Annotated in this window: 13 protein-coding genes, 1 tRNA gene and 1 pseudogene; 7 read left to right on the top strand and 8 right to left on the bottom strand. The window is 53.0% G+C overall.

Annotated features, from left to right (window positions below; translation table 11 throughout):
* Nucleotides 1-241: 241 nt before the first annotated feature.
* Together DMR_RS08760 and DMR_RS24435 are read left to right on the top strand one after the other, a co-directional pair.
* Nucleotides 242-1173: pseudogene (locus tag DMR_RS08760) on the top strand (IS3 family transposase); the annotation flags it as partial.
* A gap of 393 nt (nucleotides 1174-1566) precedes the next feature.
* Entirely contained in the window at nucleotides 1567-1869 is a 303-nt protein-coding gene (locus DMR_RS24435; protein ID WP_148208396.1) for a hypothetical protein, read from the top strand.
* Here the strand turns inward: DMR_RS24435 and DMR_RS08765 are convergent.
* The 6 genes from DMR_RS08765 to DMR_RS23310 all read right to left on the bottom strand — a co-directional run bounded on the left by DMR_RS08765 (nucleotide 1826) and on the right by DMR_RS23310 (nucleotide 8566).
* Nucleotides 1826-2191 (bottom strand): winged helix-turn-helix transcriptional regulator, encoded by a 366-nt coding sequence (locus DMR_RS08765; RefSeq protein WP_015860555.1) that lies wholly within the window; start codon nucleotides 2189-2191, stop codon nucleotides 1826-1828. The genes DMR_RS24435 and DMR_RS08765 overlap by 44 nt on opposite strands.
* Before the next feature lie 216 nt (nucleotides 2192-2407).
* Nucleotides 2408-2668: a GIY-YIG nuclease family protein gene (locus tag DMR_RS23300; protein WP_015860556.1), complete on the bottom strand. Its 261-nt coding sequence runs from the start codon at nucleotides 2666-2668 to the stop codon at nucleotides 2408-2410.
* 9 nt (nucleotides 2669-2677) lie between these two features.
* A complete protein-coding gene (locus DMR_RS08770; protein ID WP_015860557.1) occupies nucleotides 2678-4855 on the bottom strand; it encodes an SF1B family DNA helicase RecD2 in 2178 nt (725 codons plus the stop codon).
* Nucleotides 4848-5111, bottom strand: coding sequence for a hypothetical protein (locus tag DMR_RS08775; protein WP_043600355.1), 264 nt, complete (start codon nucleotides 5109-5111; stop codon nucleotides 4848-4850). The genes DMR_RS08770 and DMR_RS08775 overlap by 8 nt, the downstream gene beginning before the upstream one ends.
* 699 nt (nucleotides 5112-5810) lie before the next feature.
* Nucleotides 5811-6491: a DUF2290 domain-containing protein gene (locus DMR_RS23305; RefSeq protein ID WP_015860560.1), complete on the bottom strand. Its 681-nt coding sequence runs from the start codon at nucleotides 6489-6491 to the stop codon at nucleotides 5811-5813.
* Between the two features lie 11 nt (nucleotides 6492-6502).
* Complete coding sequence (locus tag DMR_RS23310; RefSeq protein ID WP_015860561.1) at nucleotides 6503-8566, bottom strand: DEAD/DEAH box helicase; 2064 nt, start codon at nucleotides 8564-8566, stop codon at nucleotides 6503-6505.
* Nucleotides 8567-9637: 1071 nt separating this feature from the next.
* On the opposite strand from DMR_RS23310, the gene DMR_RS08780 reads away from it, so the two are divergent.
* Nucleotides 9638-10105: a hypothetical protein gene (locus tag DMR_RS08780; protein ID WP_015860564.1), complete on the top strand. Its 468-nt coding sequence runs from the start codon at nucleotides 9638-9640 to the stop codon at nucleotides 10103-10105.
* Nucleotides 10106-10442: 337 nt separating this feature from the next.
* Here the strand turns inward: DMR_RS08780 and DMR_RS08785 are convergent.
* Both DMR_RS08785 and DMR_RS08790 read right to left on the bottom strand, forming a co-directional pair.
* A tRNA-Arg gene (locus DMR_RS08785) sits at nucleotides 10443-10519 on the bottom strand.
* Between the two features lie 256 nt (nucleotides 10520-10775).
* Complete coding sequence (locus tag DMR_RS08790; RefSeq protein ID WP_043600357.1) at nucleotides 10776-11384, bottom strand: peptidylprolyl isomerase; 609 nt, start codon at nucleotides 11382-11384, stop codon at nucleotides 10776-10778.
* Between the two features lie 161 nt (nucleotides 11385-11545).
* Between DMR_RS08790 and DMR_RS08795 the strand changes: the two genes are divergently transcribed.
* From DMR_RS08795 to DMR_RS08810, 4 genes are read left to right on the top strand one after another with little or no spacing between them, the layout of a single operon-like run.
* Nucleotides 11546-11818, top strand: coding sequence for a 4Fe-4S dicluster domain-containing protein (locus DMR_RS08795; protein WP_043600359.1), 273 nt, complete (start codon nucleotides 11546-11548; stop codon nucleotides 11816-11818).
* Entirely contained in the window at nucleotides 11815-12957 is a 1143-nt protein-coding gene (locus tag DMR_RS08800) for a 2-oxoacid:acceptor oxidoreductase subunit alpha (RefSeq protein WP_015860567.1), read from the top strand. Before DMR_RS08795 ends, DMR_RS08800 begins: the two co-directional genes overlap by 4 nt.
* Nucleotide 12958: 1 nt before the next feature.
* Complete coding sequence (locus DMR_RS08805) at nucleotides 12959-13795, top strand: 2-oxoacid:ferredoxin oxidoreductase subunit beta (RefSeq protein ID WP_015860568.1); 837 nt, start codon at nucleotides 12959-12961, stop codon at nucleotides 13793-13795.
* Nucleotides 13792-14532, top strand: a complete 741-nt coding sequence (locus tag DMR_RS08810) for a 2-oxoacid:acceptor oxidoreductase family protein (RefSeq protein WP_015860569.1) — start codon at nucleotides 13792-13794, stop codon at nucleotides 14530-14532. Before DMR_RS08805 ends, DMR_RS08810 begins: the two co-directional genes overlap by 4 nt.
* The last annotated feature ends 51 nt before the right edge of the window (nucleotides 14533-14583 follow it).

Raw genomic sequence — 14583 nt, forward strand, 5'->3', positions numbered from 1 at the left:
CTGTCAAGCGCGTCGTGGCCGACGAGGCCCTGGAAGTCCGCACGTCCTGAACATTGGTCCGGTGGCCGGGCCGGCCGGCCCCGTGACCCTGGGGGCTGGTTGACTCGCCGCCGAGCGTTGCCCTGTAGCGGGGCGCATTCCTCTTTCGACGAAGCCAGGCCGTGCATGACGGCTTAACGCTCGCCTCTCTGAATCAGGACTCGGTTGTGGCCGTGCGTCGCGTGGCCCGGCTGTCCGCGGAGAAAGGCGGCACAGCCGCCTCAAACAGATGTTTGCCGAGTTAAGTCTGGAAAACCAAGCCTTGAAGGATGTGATCGCAAAAAAGTTATAAGGCCAGCCGACAAACGCGAGTTGGTCACCTACGTCCACGTCGAGCATGGGTTGAGCTTACGCCGTGCCTGTCGAGCTTTTCGTCTGAGCAGGTCTGTGTACGGCTACCAGCCCAAGGAATCCGACGACGAACTGGTGATTGAAGCGCTCGTCAGGCTGGCCGAGAAGCATCCACGATTTGGCTTCGGCAAGTTATTTCCGTTGCTGCGTCGCGAGCAACCGATGTGGAACCACAAGCGTGTGCTCCGGGTATACCGCGCTTTGAAGCTGCATCTGCGCCGCAAAGGCAAAAAGCGTCTCCCTTCGAGGCATCCTGAGAAACTGGCCGTTCCAGCTACGGCCAATTTGTGCTGGTCGGTGGATTTCATGAGCGATGTCCTTATGAGTGGCCAACGCTTCCGTACGTTCAACGTGCTCGACGACTTCAACCGCGAGGCTCTAGCCATCGAGGTGGATACCACGTTGCCGGCTGCAAGGGTCGTTCGGGTGCTGGAACGGGTGGTGGCCTGGAGAGGTTGTCCCGCGAAGCTGCGCATGGATAATGGACCGGAACTCGTGTCCGTGGCCCTGGCGGATTGGGCCGAAAAACGAGGAGTGGATCTGGAGTTCATCCAGCCAGGCAAGCCAACACAGAATTCGTACATCGAGCGGTTTAATCGCACCTTCCGCCATGAGGTGCTGGACTTCTATATTTTCAGCAGCTTGCGCGAAGTCCGAGAGATCGTAGAGGACTGGCTGAAGCAATACAACGAACAACGGCCTCATGAGTCACTCGGAGACCTCACCCCGTCCGAGTACCTCGCCATCAACTCGCCAGGAGTCTCAACTTTCGACTGGCACTAAGAGTGGGAGGTTTACAGTGGGACATGCCCCGATTTTTCGGCAACGCAACACGCCGAAATCATTGACGTGTCCCACTAGTCCCATTTGTCCCGCCATTTTCGAACAGTTCGCGGGAAACACGTAACGGGGCAATGGCGTGGATTGTAATAATATCTTTTTCTAATGGGACTAGTGGGACAAGTGGGACAAATACCGTTTTTCCAAATGGTTACGGCGTCCCACCATGCCCGATGTGTCCCACCATGGCCGGGACCTCCGTCCCGGCAACCCGATGCGCCGGCAAGGCGAAGCTGCTCAACAAACAAAACACTGGTGACAGCCTAAATGTCTGTCCCTGTGCTAACGGCCCAGGTGTTTTTCCTTTAACTCAATTTTCTACTGCGGAGGTGTGAAATGCATTCATTTTCTTTAAACAACATTAATCCGAAAGATTTGTTTGAAAAACTTTTTGCTCTGCCCGCCGGCACAATTTTGGAGATTTCGGGTGATTCACTTGTTCAGCTAATGGCAGCGAAAAAAATGTTGTCGGCCATAGCAAAATCGGAATACAGTTGTGAATCCTTAGAAGACTGCGTTTGCATTTACCTCGATGCAGAGACAATGAAAGTTCACCTAGCGCGTGGTATTTCGGGGAATTTACGCGGCAGGTTTATCAACCATCCTCTTCAGGGGGGAGATGGTTCAGCAAACCTGTAAACTCACCTTTTACCTTTCGAAGGGGCTTATCGCTTTTTAGCAGAACCTTGTAAGCTTTCATGAGTTCTAAAAGCGAAGCCTTTTCAATTCTTTCAGGCGTTATAGCCTCCAAAGCGCTGGCTTGGATGCTATTAAGGCACAACCCTTTAATGTCCCGGAACTGCATGGGCGGCCCTTTGTTCAAGCGGAGGGCCGCCATGCGCCGGGCAATCGTCGGCACGGAAACGCCAAGCTCTTTGGCAATCTCCTTCTGGTTCTTCCCACTGTCCATAAGAATTTTAATGTCTTCTGCTGTGATTTGCCGAGCTTCTTTGTGTCCCATGGCTACACCCGCAAATTTAATATTTATCGATCAATATAAAAATATTATCCAATTGTTTCACGGTCAACCCTTTTTGCACTATCTTTGAAAGAAATTATACAGTACTCAGCAGGATCGATATCTTTGAAATGCGAGTCGTCTAAGTTGTTGTAACAATTTGTTACAACAGTAGCGCCTGAAATGGGCTGGCGCGTTGCTCAGGTCTAAGTGATAATTTCAAATTTGCTTCAATGACGCAATGAAGTTTAGCTTTTTACGTTTTGGCAACTTCTTTATTCTTGCCTCAATCCTTGCTGCCTCAGCCCGACTTTCTACCTCGGCACTTGCCACAAGCCTAACTGGCCTTCGGGAAGCAGTGTACTTAGCACCGCCAGATAAAGTACCATTGTGCTCATTCAGTCTACGCGCAATGTCACATGTTATTCCGCAATACAAAGTCTCGTCGCAGCACTCGACTATATATACAAACCAGCTCATTGTTGCCGTTCAATTCAATCGGGCTGACAAATGTGTATGGCGAGAAACAGTCTTATTGTTTCTGACAGCAATGCCAAGAGCTTTCTTGGTTCCCACGAGGACGACAAGCTCTTTCCCCCGAGTGACACCAGTGTACAGCAAATTGCGTTGAAGCATCACATAGTGCTGCGTCAGCACAGGAATTACAACCGCAGGGTACTCTGACCCTTGCGACTTATGAATCGACACACCGTAAGCTAAAACAAGCTCATCAAGACCAGAGAAATCGTAAATTATCGGCCTGCCGTCAATGTCCACAGTCAATTCCTGCTCTTCCTCGTCAATCTTTGTGACCCTGCCAATATCCCCGTTAAAGACTTCCCGGTCGTAGTCATTCTTTATTTGCATGACCTTATCCCCGACTCGGTAAGTGCGCCCGCCCCGGACTACCTCTGCCCCGTTGGGGTTCAATGCTGCCTGAAGCGCCAAATTCAGATTGGTCGTCCCGACTATCCCTCGGTTCATGGGCGTCAGCACTTGGACCTGATTGATGGGGTCAAGCCCAAACCGCGCCGGGATTCGCTCCCGGACCAACTGGATGATCCTTTGCAGTGCCCTCTCAGGCTCTTCTTCCTCGACGAAGTAAAAGTCGTCAGCATCTTTGCGGGGGCGGGTGTCTGGCATGACGCCTTTGTTGATCCTGTGGGCATTTACGATAATCGAGGATTCCTGTGCCTGCCGGAAAATTTCGTTCAGTTGCACTACCGGGACGGCTCCCGAAGCGATCACGTCCTTGAGCACATTTCCCGCGCCGACCGAAGGCAACTGGTCCACGTCACCGACCAGGATCAAGGTGGCCGGCTTGGGAATCGCCTTCAGCAGATGGTGCATCAAGATCAAGTCGATCATGGACGCTTCGTCCACGACGATTAGCTCGCAGTCGAGGGGATGGTCCTCGTTCTTCTGGAATCCGCCTTTCTGCATGGAATACTCAAGCAACCTGTGGAGCGTTTTAGCCTCGTGTCCCGTGGCTTCAGACATGCGCTTCGCCGCCCGGCCAGTCGGGGCGGCCAACAGGATATACTTGGTGATAGCTGAGAAGATTTTCAGGATGGCTCGGATAATTGTCGTTTTGCCCGTCCCCGGTCCGCCAGTGATGACCAGGACTTTGCTTGTAGCGGCGGCCTTCACCGCTTCCACCTGCTTCTCGGCTAGGGTCATGGACAGCTTTTCCTGGACCCACTCCACGGCCTTCTCGGCGTCAATGGAGCGGACCCCCTTGGCAGCAGCCTGGAGCGCCTTCAGCCGCGCTGCGACCTGGTTCTCGGAAAGGTGGTACTTGGCAAGGTAGATGGCCTCTACCGGACCGTCCGGCCGATCCAGCGTCTCGGCGACAATCTTATGCTCCGTAGCCAGCCGGCCAAGAGCGTCCACCAGGACTCCAGGCTCCACTTCCAAAATCTCGATGGCCTTCACGATCAAGGGGTCTTGGGGATAGAAAACATGCCCTTCGTCCGAAAGCTGGTGCAGGACATACAGGATGCCAGCCTCGGCCCGGAGCGGAGAGTTTTTGTCGAAACCAAGCTTCTGTGCGATTTTGTCTGCTGTGACGAAGCCGATGCCGAAAATGTCATGGGCCAGCCGGTAGGGGTTCTCCTGGACAACGGCTATCGACTCGTTCTTGTACTGCTTGTAAATTTTCGTCGCGTAGCCTGAGCTAACCCCGTGGGTCTGGAGGAACAGCATCACGGAGCGGATTTCTTTCTGCTCCTCCCAGGCCTGCGCAATCATGCCAACCCGTTTGGAGCCGATGCCCGGAACCTCGATAAGCTTCTGGATGTCAGCCTCGATGACGTCCAGGGTGGCCTCCCCGAACAGCTTGACGATCCTTTTAGCCATGACCGGGCCGATGCCCTTTATCAGGCCCGAACCAAGGTACTTTTCGATTCCATGCACTGACGCGGGGACAGTGGTCTTGTAGTAGGCGAGCTTAAACTGTTCTCCGAACTTGGGGTGATTGGACCACTCCCCCTTCATCTTGATGATCTCGCCCGGAGTGGGGCACAAGATATTGCCTACGACGGTCACCAGTTCGCGGCGGCCGTACACCTTGACCTTGGCAATGGTGTAGCCACTCTCTTCACTGGTGAAAGTGACCCTCTCTATTTGGCCACTCAGATCAGAAAATTCATTTTGCGTTTCACTCATCGGCCTTTACCAGCTTAAGAAAGGCTCCGGGATGCTTGAACCCAGTCCTAACTCCCTCGCTGAGGGCCACATCAAATATGCTCCTTGGGATATTAAGAACCGCAAGTGGTTGTTTGTGCTCAGGCGTGAAGTGTTGCCTAGCTTCCATAACAATCTCGACAACCTCTTCGCCCAGAACAATTGTTGCCGTCGTTTCAAGCCCGTCGAAATTAACCTCATGCCGCCTGCCCTTAGTGGTACGGATAATAGCATGCATTTGGCCTCCTAAGTCAGGGCAAGCCACACCTATGCGGGATGGTGCCTGTGCAAGGTTGCTGGCGTGAAAATGGCCAGTGCTGATTCAAACACTTTATTCGCCCGTCTTCAGGGTTAAAATCCCCGGCTCAGTCTGGCAGTTTTCAGTTAGTGGCTGAGTTTTTCTGGACGCTATCGCACCGAAGCAACGACTGTCTTTTACGCCTACACCGGGGTTGAGAATAGATCGCTTGGCTTGCCGTGATGCAGCTGAACTTTCAGTCCGCAGGCTTTAAACTCACCCGCTTTAGCTTGTTGTTGTTTAGTTGGCTTGATTGAAAGCCTCATTACTGTTTTGATGATGTTAAAATTTTATATTTTCAGTTACTTGAAGTTGAGATACAGGCACCTAGCCGGAGCTCATTTTCCGTTCTACATTGTCTCTGGCTGTATCAACAAGGAAATATGTTCTATTGGTTGGCCGTCCCAATTTCATTGGACGTGCCTACAACGTCCTCGACCATCTAACAGAAAAGCCATTGAAATTTTGAAGGCCTTATGTTTCTAGGTAGAGTATATTACTAGTTAGTTTGGAATAGTTGATCGGTGCATAAAAATCTTGGAGTTCAGCTTTTTTGTTAAATGTTGTACGCATGTAATCGCAGGACTGCTTTTTTTTGACTTCACCTGTAATGACACCAATTTTTTTGAACACGATGGACTAGTGAGGAAGAAGGTATGGTTCGTATTTATCATGATCGTGCAAGTATATTGTATTAACTAAAGAAAGGTTTCGGCATTCTCTCTCCGCAAGAGGGCTCCCTCCTTTAGACAGCATGGACTGCCAGAGTATAGGGTATGTCTGTCTAACAATGAAAAGAACAAACATTACTGGCGTAAATAGTATTCCGCAACCAAGTCGAATGTCATTTCTAAAACCTATATGCAAATGTGATGCAGGATGTATTCCTGGATTGTGTTGGTCGGGACGATATTCATATCGTATAGGGGTGACATGCTGTTTTATTCCCTGTTCACAAATGTATTGCTCATATTCAGCCTTAAAAGCATCTCCGTCAGATTCATATGAGCCTCCTAGGTTTTCAAGAAAATTTGGATAAGTATCACCAGCATACGGGCACTCTAGGTATGTAAAACACACATAATCATCATCCCCGTTTATCTTGTTTTCAAAGCATATAAGAGAGTTGTCCTCAAGGTAAAACGTATAATAATAGCGCCTATATACTTCTGTCCAATATTTTTCATAGTCTAACCCCCTAAAGAATGCGCCGGGATTGCGAGGAGATGATTGGTTCGGGAAATACTCTTTAAGCAATCCAATCTCTTTTAAGAAATTGTTGCACTCATTGATTTGCGGATAGAAGAGTGAATCCTTCATCGCGACAACCTTTAATTTATTTTTTTGCTCAATAACAACATCCGTATTTTATCTTCGCCATATTGTTCGATCAATTTATCCATCTCTTTTTCTGCTGCTATGTCTGAAAATTTCTTAGAATCCATGTCATCCATAATCAACATTTCTGGTTCGGTGTAAGTAAACTCCATTCGAGGAAAAATAGTTTTTGCACTTTCCAGCTCTCTTCTAAACGTATTGGCAGCTTCACCTATTCCAGTTATATACACCCAGCCCTTTGCGCGAGTAAGAGCTGTGAAGATCATGTTTCGGTCGTTTTTTGACGAAAAAGGGCCTGAAACGGCATCAACCCCTAATACATAAACAGAGTATGCTTCATTGCCTTTTGCTTTATTTATTGTTGACAAGGTAACCATTCCTTCCTGTTCAAAATCACGTACTCCGTAGGAGTCTTGGTGGTTGTTGTGACTCGCTATCCCTAGTTCGTAGAGCTCAGAAGCCATACTGGCCAAATATTCTTTTGCGTGTCGATTGTCCAAAGTGACGACTAAAATATCATCGGGGCGCAAGCCTGATTCAATGTCTTGTTTAATTCTCCTGGAAACATGTTCAACTTCTAATTTAATGGTCTGGAATGCTGCACAAGACAAGATGTCGTCGCGTGTCTGAGCTTCTGATACTGACTTTAGACTGTTTTCTTCTGGACGGGAAATGACCATAAAATCCCCAACTTGAAAATTTCCTTGAAGCACATCGTAGCCCATGCTTTTCCAGCGCTCTTTGGACTCAAGCATTTGGACAATTTTTCCACCGCTATAAATGCCAAACCCTATAGCATGTGCACATACAATTATCTCTCTAGGATTTCTATAGCATTTATACAAAACAATATCGTCTTCGGAACATTTGATATCACTTCCAACAACATCACGTATGGCAGGAAGAGATGTTTGGAAAATATTTTGCAGCTCGTCATAAGCCCATGTAGTTCTATTGTCTTTTGTTGACTGTGCCACAAGTTTCACGAATGAATTTGGAAAATCTTGTCCTTCATCGATAAAAGAGTAGTCATATAAAATTTCAGGAGATGGTTTTTCTTTAAGAAATGCACTGCATATTTTATCAAAAGGGTTTCCCCCCATGTCGCGTGCCTGGCTAAGCGTGAGCGGTGTAATGCCATTTGCAATACACGCTTCATAATATACCCCTGGAACTGACCGTCCGCCCCATGAGTGCATTACTTTAATGCCATTTTCAAAGTCGGGACTTCCGTCTGAAAATTGCCTGTAGAATCGAGTAATAAGTTTCTGTACATGTTGATACAGGCTCTTTGTGTGAAACGTAAAAAGAATTGTGGCATTAGGATTTTCAATATGTGTTAAAGCGGCCTTCATTGCTAAAATTACTGTTTTTCCCGAGCCCGCTAGCCCCCGAATCCTTTGGACTCCTTCTTTTAGGATCATGTAGCCATGACGTTGTTGACGATCAAATTTTGTTATCTCAGCTTCAAGTTTGTTGGCGAGATCACCACGCGAACCACTGGCGACATTTCGACGTGGCTTTACCCTTATTAAGCCATTAGCACCATCTATTGTTCCAATAAGCCTGTCGTATATATCGTTGCCAATATCTGCGTTGCCTTTTTTTAAAGCTTCAACAAAAATATGCTCTGTACGAGCGATTTCTGTTTCTGTTTTGGGCAAGACGCAATCAATAACAAGATCAGGACAATATAATATTGACTCAAGATTGAATAAAAGTGTAGTTCTGCCAGATTTTAGCTCTTTTTCTTTGACCAGTTTTGAATAAATATGGTCGTATAGTGTCTCTAATTGTTCAAGATCCTCGCATATTGTAGCGCAGTCATTTCTAGAATCTGACAAGCCAACTAAAAAGACGCCTCGATTCTGCGAAATAATAAGAATTTTAGATCTTACAATTTGACCTTCAGTGGTGTTGAATATCGGAAAGTCGCAAAATACATGGGAGTCACCTAGGTTTAATTCGTTTTCTCGCGTTTTTAATATGCTTCTTACGTTGTCTGCAAGGGGAGACTTTCTGAATGAGTTTTCATCAGGAATAAAATTAAGAGCCATGACTGATTCCTATTTATGTTTTTCCAATTGAAGCCAATATGTGTACGCCACTTGATATTAGCTCTTTTGGTCTTTGGAGGCTACGCATTCAACTGCTGCCGAAAGCCGGTAAACACATGCCGTATCATCGTCACACCTTCGAGCACCACCATGGGATCAGGAGCGGAACCATATTTCATTATCTGCTTACTTCTCCTTCACCCCTGAATCATTTGGCCATTAAGCCATGCAATGCTTTGATAAATTTCGCCGAAAAGAAAGGTATTCCATTCAGTTCCTGAAGTGAGACTGGACGCCAATATGGTCAAAGCCATGGATGGCCTCCGGAGGGGGACAAGCCCTGACGAAACTAAATTCATGCTTAAGCCCCGCGCGGTTATGATCCGGAGAAGTGTCCGGAAGTTCTATAGACACTCGGCTAAGCGGTAAAACGTCCCGAACATGGAACGCAAACAACAATATAGTGGTGTCGAAGTTTTACTCGGAGCGCTGCTCGGTTTTTACCAACTCCGACGAACACATGACTTCTTCCCAGAGTTCATCATATATGATCGTAGACGTTTATTCGAACATAGTTCAGAAAATTATAGGTGCGTGGTTGTCAGGCTTGTCAAATGTCGAATCCAGGTGCGGGGCATACGCTCCACGGGTTGCCCAAGGTGGTTTCAAATACTCCCCTGCGATCGTGTTTTCAAGGCTAAGGGATTAATACTTATAAAAAAGCCTTGTTTTAGCAGGGATAGCATGTCCAAACTCCTGGGCAAATAAATATCCCTACGTTTTGCGTGATATAACAGGATGTTGCGACTACTGCGTATCTTTTGTTGTCCAGTGATTGTGATCTAAAACCATTCTGAGTATCGCAAGCCACTAAATCATACAGCAACCCCACCCCCAGTGGGGTCTGACGGGTGGGTGAAGAACCCCCCGCCCCCTCCATGCCCAGGCATCTTCCGCCGGTCGTTTGGTCCATTCGCCATTGTAGTGTAATATGCAAGCAGTTGTTCTTTGAAAACTTGCTTGCGTGTTTATTCTACCATTTCTGGCTGGCTCGCTTACGGGAGCAAAGCCATGAACGCAATGAAGTCAAACGCCCTCACCCCCGCTGAAGATTCGGACATTACGGATTACATCAAGAGTGGCGTCATCGTTATCGAAGGCTACAACTATCCAGTTGTTCCTGACGTACTGTCTCAGGACGTCTTCAACTCATTGCCTCCCATTGCCAAGCACGCCTTGCTGTATGGCTTCAAGAAGAAGCTGGTTGATGCCGTGGCCGGCAAGGGTGACGCGAAGGGCTACACCAAGGAGCGTAGGGCCGAAGTGATCGGGAAGGTTTACCGCCGACTGACCGAGGAAAAGGTTTGGAACAAGGGCGCGTTCGGAGAAGTCGGGCGCAAGGCCAAGACGATTGCCGACAAGGCCCTCGACTTGGGGCTGGAGTTCACTGAGCAAGAGCGGGCGTTTCTGGCCAAGCTTGCCCAGGCCGAAGAAGGACGTAAGGCAGCCGCAAAGAAGGCTAAGGCCGCTGCGAAGTAGCACAACCTACTTAAACCTTGAACAAAGCGAGTCAGCAAGAAATGGTGGAATGGGTAAAAACGACCCAACGCATATACGCCCATTTTAGCCCCGTTCGGGCGCGGGGTGGTGTTTGGTCCGGGCGACGGGGCAAACGTCGATTGTGGGCCATTGTGGGGCGTTGTCGGGGCGTGTCGCCCGAACCGGATCGGCGTGGTGGCCGATAGGGTCATTCCCGGTCATGGCTTCATGGCGGACCGTCCGGGGGCGTGGCCCAAAAGCGCGGGGCAATGGCGGGGCAAAATCGGGAGGCAAAGAAAAAAGGGTTAGGCAAATTTGCCTAACCCTTTGAAATTCTTGGTGCGCCCGGCAGGATTCGAACCTGCGACCTACGGATTCGTAGTCCGGCACTCTATCCAGCTGAGCTACGGGCGCGCCGAGAAGGAGGTATCTACGGAAAGACCCCGGGACCGTCAACAAGTTTTTGCCGCCCGCTCCATTTTTTTCCGTTTCCAGGGTTGAACCGCTCCCCAAGGGCTTTGAAATAGTAATTGTGGAAACTGGTTATTCGCAAAGAGCCGCGTTCAAAGGAAAGCGGCTGGCGACCTTGGCCCAGGCGGGCCGAGAATTTTGCAAAAAAAAGCCGCCCCGGCGTGCGGAGCGGCTTTCAAGGCCCTGAGAGAGTGGAGCGTTACTCGCTCACCACCTCGGCCTTCTCGATCACCACCGGCACGACCGGCACGTTCTCGTGGAAGCCCTTGGTCATGGTCGGCACGGCCTTGATGGCGTCCACCACTTCCTGGCCCGAGGTGACCTTGCCGAAAACGGCGTAGCCCCAACCCTGGGGGTTCTTGCCGGTGTGGTCCAAAAAGCCGTTGTCGGCCACGTTGATGAAGAACTGGGCCGTGGCCGAATGCGGATCGCCCGTGCGGGCCATGGCCACGGTGTAGGCCTTGTTTTTGAGCCCATTGTCGGCTTCGTTCTGGATCGGGGCGTCGGTGCCCTTTTCCTTCATGTTCTTGTCCATGCCGCCGCCCTGGACCATGAAGCCGTTGATCACCCGGTGAAAGATCAGGCCGTCGTAGTGGCCCTTTTTCACGTAGTTCAGGAAATTGGCCGTGGTGGCCGGGGCCTTTTCCTTGTCCAGCTCGATGACGATATCGCCTTTGTTGGTCGTCAATTTGACCACAGGATTGCCTCCCTTGGCCCAGGCGGCGGATACGCCCCCCAGGGTTGCGGCCAGAACGCAGCACAGGGCGAGAATCGCCCGCAGCCAACTCGAACGGCCTTTTGAAACCATAACGTCGACCTCCCGAAAAAGTTTTACCGCCCTATGAAAATTTTTCAATTTCGTCGAGCAAAAAAATAGTCACCCTGGACGGTTGCCAATTTTCGCCATTCGCGTCAATGATTCCGACACTTTTTCACCGCGTAACCGGCCACCGCAAAAGCGAGTCGAACATGGGACGCAATCGTGTCGTTGTCTATCCGGACTGGTGCAAGGGCTGCGGCATATGCGCCGCGTTTTGCCCCAAGAAGGTCTTTGCCGTGGGCCAGGACGGCAAGGCCCGTGTCGTAAACGAGGAAGCCTGTGTCAACTGCGGTTTTTGCGAACCGCATTGCCCGGATTTCGCCGTTCTGGTCATCCCAGGCGAAACTGACCAGACGCCGTGTCCGTCGGAAACGGCGCAAGACCCGGCCGATCAAACCGCCGCCAAGGAGGTCAAGCCGTGACCGCCCCCCGCAAGAAACGCCGCGAAGCCTTTCTCCTTGGCAACGAGGCCGTGGTGGAAGGAGCGCTGGCCGCCGGCTGCACCTTCTACGCCGGCTACCCCATCACGCCTTCCACGGAAATCATGGAGTGCATGGCCAAGCGCCTGCCCCATGTGCCCGACGGGGCCTTCATTCAGATGGAGGACGAAATCGCCTCCATGGGCGCGGTCATCGGCGCGTCCCTGGCCGGGCGCAAGGCCATGACCGCCACCTCCGGCCCGGGTTTTTCGCTCATGCAGGAGCAGATCGGCTACGCCGCCATGACCGAGACCCCGCTGGTGCTCGTCAACGTCATGCGCGGCGGGGCCAGCACCGGCCTGCCGACAAGCCCCGGCCAGGGCGACGTCCAGCAGGCCCGCTGGGGGGCGCATGGCGACCATCCCATCATCGTGCTCTCGGCCACCGACGTGCCCGAGTGCGTGGAGATGACCGTCGCCGCGTTTAATTTCGCCGAGAAGTACCGCAGCCCGGTCATCCTGCTCCTCGATGAAATTACCGCCCACACCCGGGAAAAGATCGAGCTGCCCGAACCCGGCGACTTCGAGGTGTTCTCGCGCCTGACCCCGACCATGCCGCCCGAGTGGTACAAGCCCTACGAGGAGACCATGCGCGGCGTGCCGCCCATGCCGCCCATCGGCTCGGGCTACCGCTTCCACGTCACCGGGCTGACCCACGATCCGCTGGGCTTCCCCACCAGCCGCCCCGAAGAGGTGCGCGCGCTGACCGAACGCCAGTTCCGCAAGATCGACCGCTTCTTTGAGGACATCCAGATCGTGGAGCATGTCGATACGGCCGACGCCGAGGTGGTGGTCATCGCCTACGGCTGCGTGGCCCGTTCGGCCAGGCTGGCCGTCAAGCAGGCCCGGGAGGCCGGGGTTCGGGCCGGCCTTTTGGTGCTCAAGACCCTGTACCCCTTCCCGCGCCGCCATGTGGAGCCGATGCTGCGCAACTGCCGGCTGGCGGTGGTGCCCGAGCTTAACATGGGCCAGCTCTCCCGGGAGGTCAAACGGGTCAACGAAGGCTACACCACCGTGCGCACGATCAACCGCATCGACGGGCAGATCATTACGCCCTCCCAGATCCTCAAGGAGATCGCGTGACATGGCTGAAATAACCCAACTCATCCATCAGTACCTGCGGCACAACAAGAAGTTTCCGCTGGTCTTCTGTCCGGGTTGCGGCCACGGCATCGTGCTCGGGTCCCTGGTGCGCAGCGTCCACGCCCTGGGCCTGGCCAAGGACGACGTGGTCATCGTGGCCGGCATCGGCTGCTCGGGCCGCATCGCCGCCTACGTCGATTTCAACACCGTCCACACCACCCACGGCCGGGCGCTCACCGTGGCCACCGGCATCAAGATGGCCAACCCCAAGCTCACCGTCATCGCGGTCATGGGCGACGGCGACGCCTTTTCCATCGGCGGCAACCATCTGATCCACGCCGCCCGGCGCAACATCGGCGTCACGGCGCTTGTGCTCAACAACTTCATCTACGGCATGACCGGCGGCCAGTGCTCCTCCACCACCCCCGAAGGGGCCTATTCCCATACCTGCCCCCAGGGGCAGCTGGAAAGCGCCTTCGACATCGTGGAGCTGACCAGGGCGGCCGGCGCGGCCGGGGTGTCCCGGGGCACGGTCTACCACGTCAAGGAACTCGACGCCCTGATGGCCGAGGCCATCTCGCGCCCGGGGTTCAACCTCGTCGAGGCGCTGACCCCGTGCTTCACCCAGTACGGGCGCGGCAACGGCTTTAAAAGCGCCGTGGAGATGTTCAAGTGGCTCAAGTCCTCCTGTTTGCCGGTGGAGCGCTACGAAAAGCTTGAGGACCGCACGGGCAAGCTCCCCATCGGGACCTTCGTGCGCCGCGACGTGGACGGCCTGGAGACGCGCTGGGCGAACATGCGGCAGGCCCTTGCCGCCAAGAAGGGAGGTGCGGCATGACCGGCGCGCCCAAGGACAAGACCCCGGCCAAGCCCGCCAAGGCGGCCACGGCCAAGGCGGCTGCGGCCAAAGCGGCCAACGGCAATGGGAACGGCAACGGCAACGGGCAGACCCTGGCCCGCTACGAGATCCGGCTGTCAGGCCTGGGCGGCCAGGGCATCCTGACCATGGGCAAGCTCTTGGGCCAGGCCCTGGCCATCGGCCACGGCTACTACGTCACCCAGACCCAGAGCTATGGCCCCGAGGCCCGGGGCGGGGCCAGCCGGGCCGACCTCGTGGTCAGCTCCGAACCCATCAGCTACCCCAAGACCGAATACCTCGACCTGCTCGTGGCCCTGTCCCAGGAGGCTGCGGCCAGCTATTACTCGTATTTGAAGCCGCGCGGGGCGCTGCTTATCGACGCTGATCTGGTGCGCCAAAGCCCGTCCAGCGTGGCCCTGGCCCTACCCTTTACGCGTCTGGCCCGGGAGAAGGTGGGCGTGCCCCAGGCCACCAACGTGGTGGCCCTTGGCGCGGTGGCCTATCTGCTCCCTTTTGCCCGCATCGAAGCCATGCGCAAGAGCCTTAAGGAATCGCTGCCGGAGAAGATCCGCGAGGCCAACATCAAGGCCCTCAATCTCGGCTACCAGGAGGCAAAAAAGCGTCTGGGCGAACCTATCGCCTTGCCGGACCCGGACGGCGGCGACGACATCCAGGCGGCGCGCATGGATTTGACCGAGATCATGACCGAGGATTAGCCGGCTTATCGCTCCCGGGGCTGGCGTTTTGGCGCTAAAACGGGCAAGAAG

Source organism: Solidesulfovibrio magneticus RS-1, from assembly GCF_000010665.1.
In the GTDB taxonomy this organism is placed as follows: Bacteria; Desulfobacterota; Desulfovibrionia; order Desulfovibrionales; family Desulfovibrionaceae; genus Solidesulfovibrio; species Solidesulfovibrio magneticus.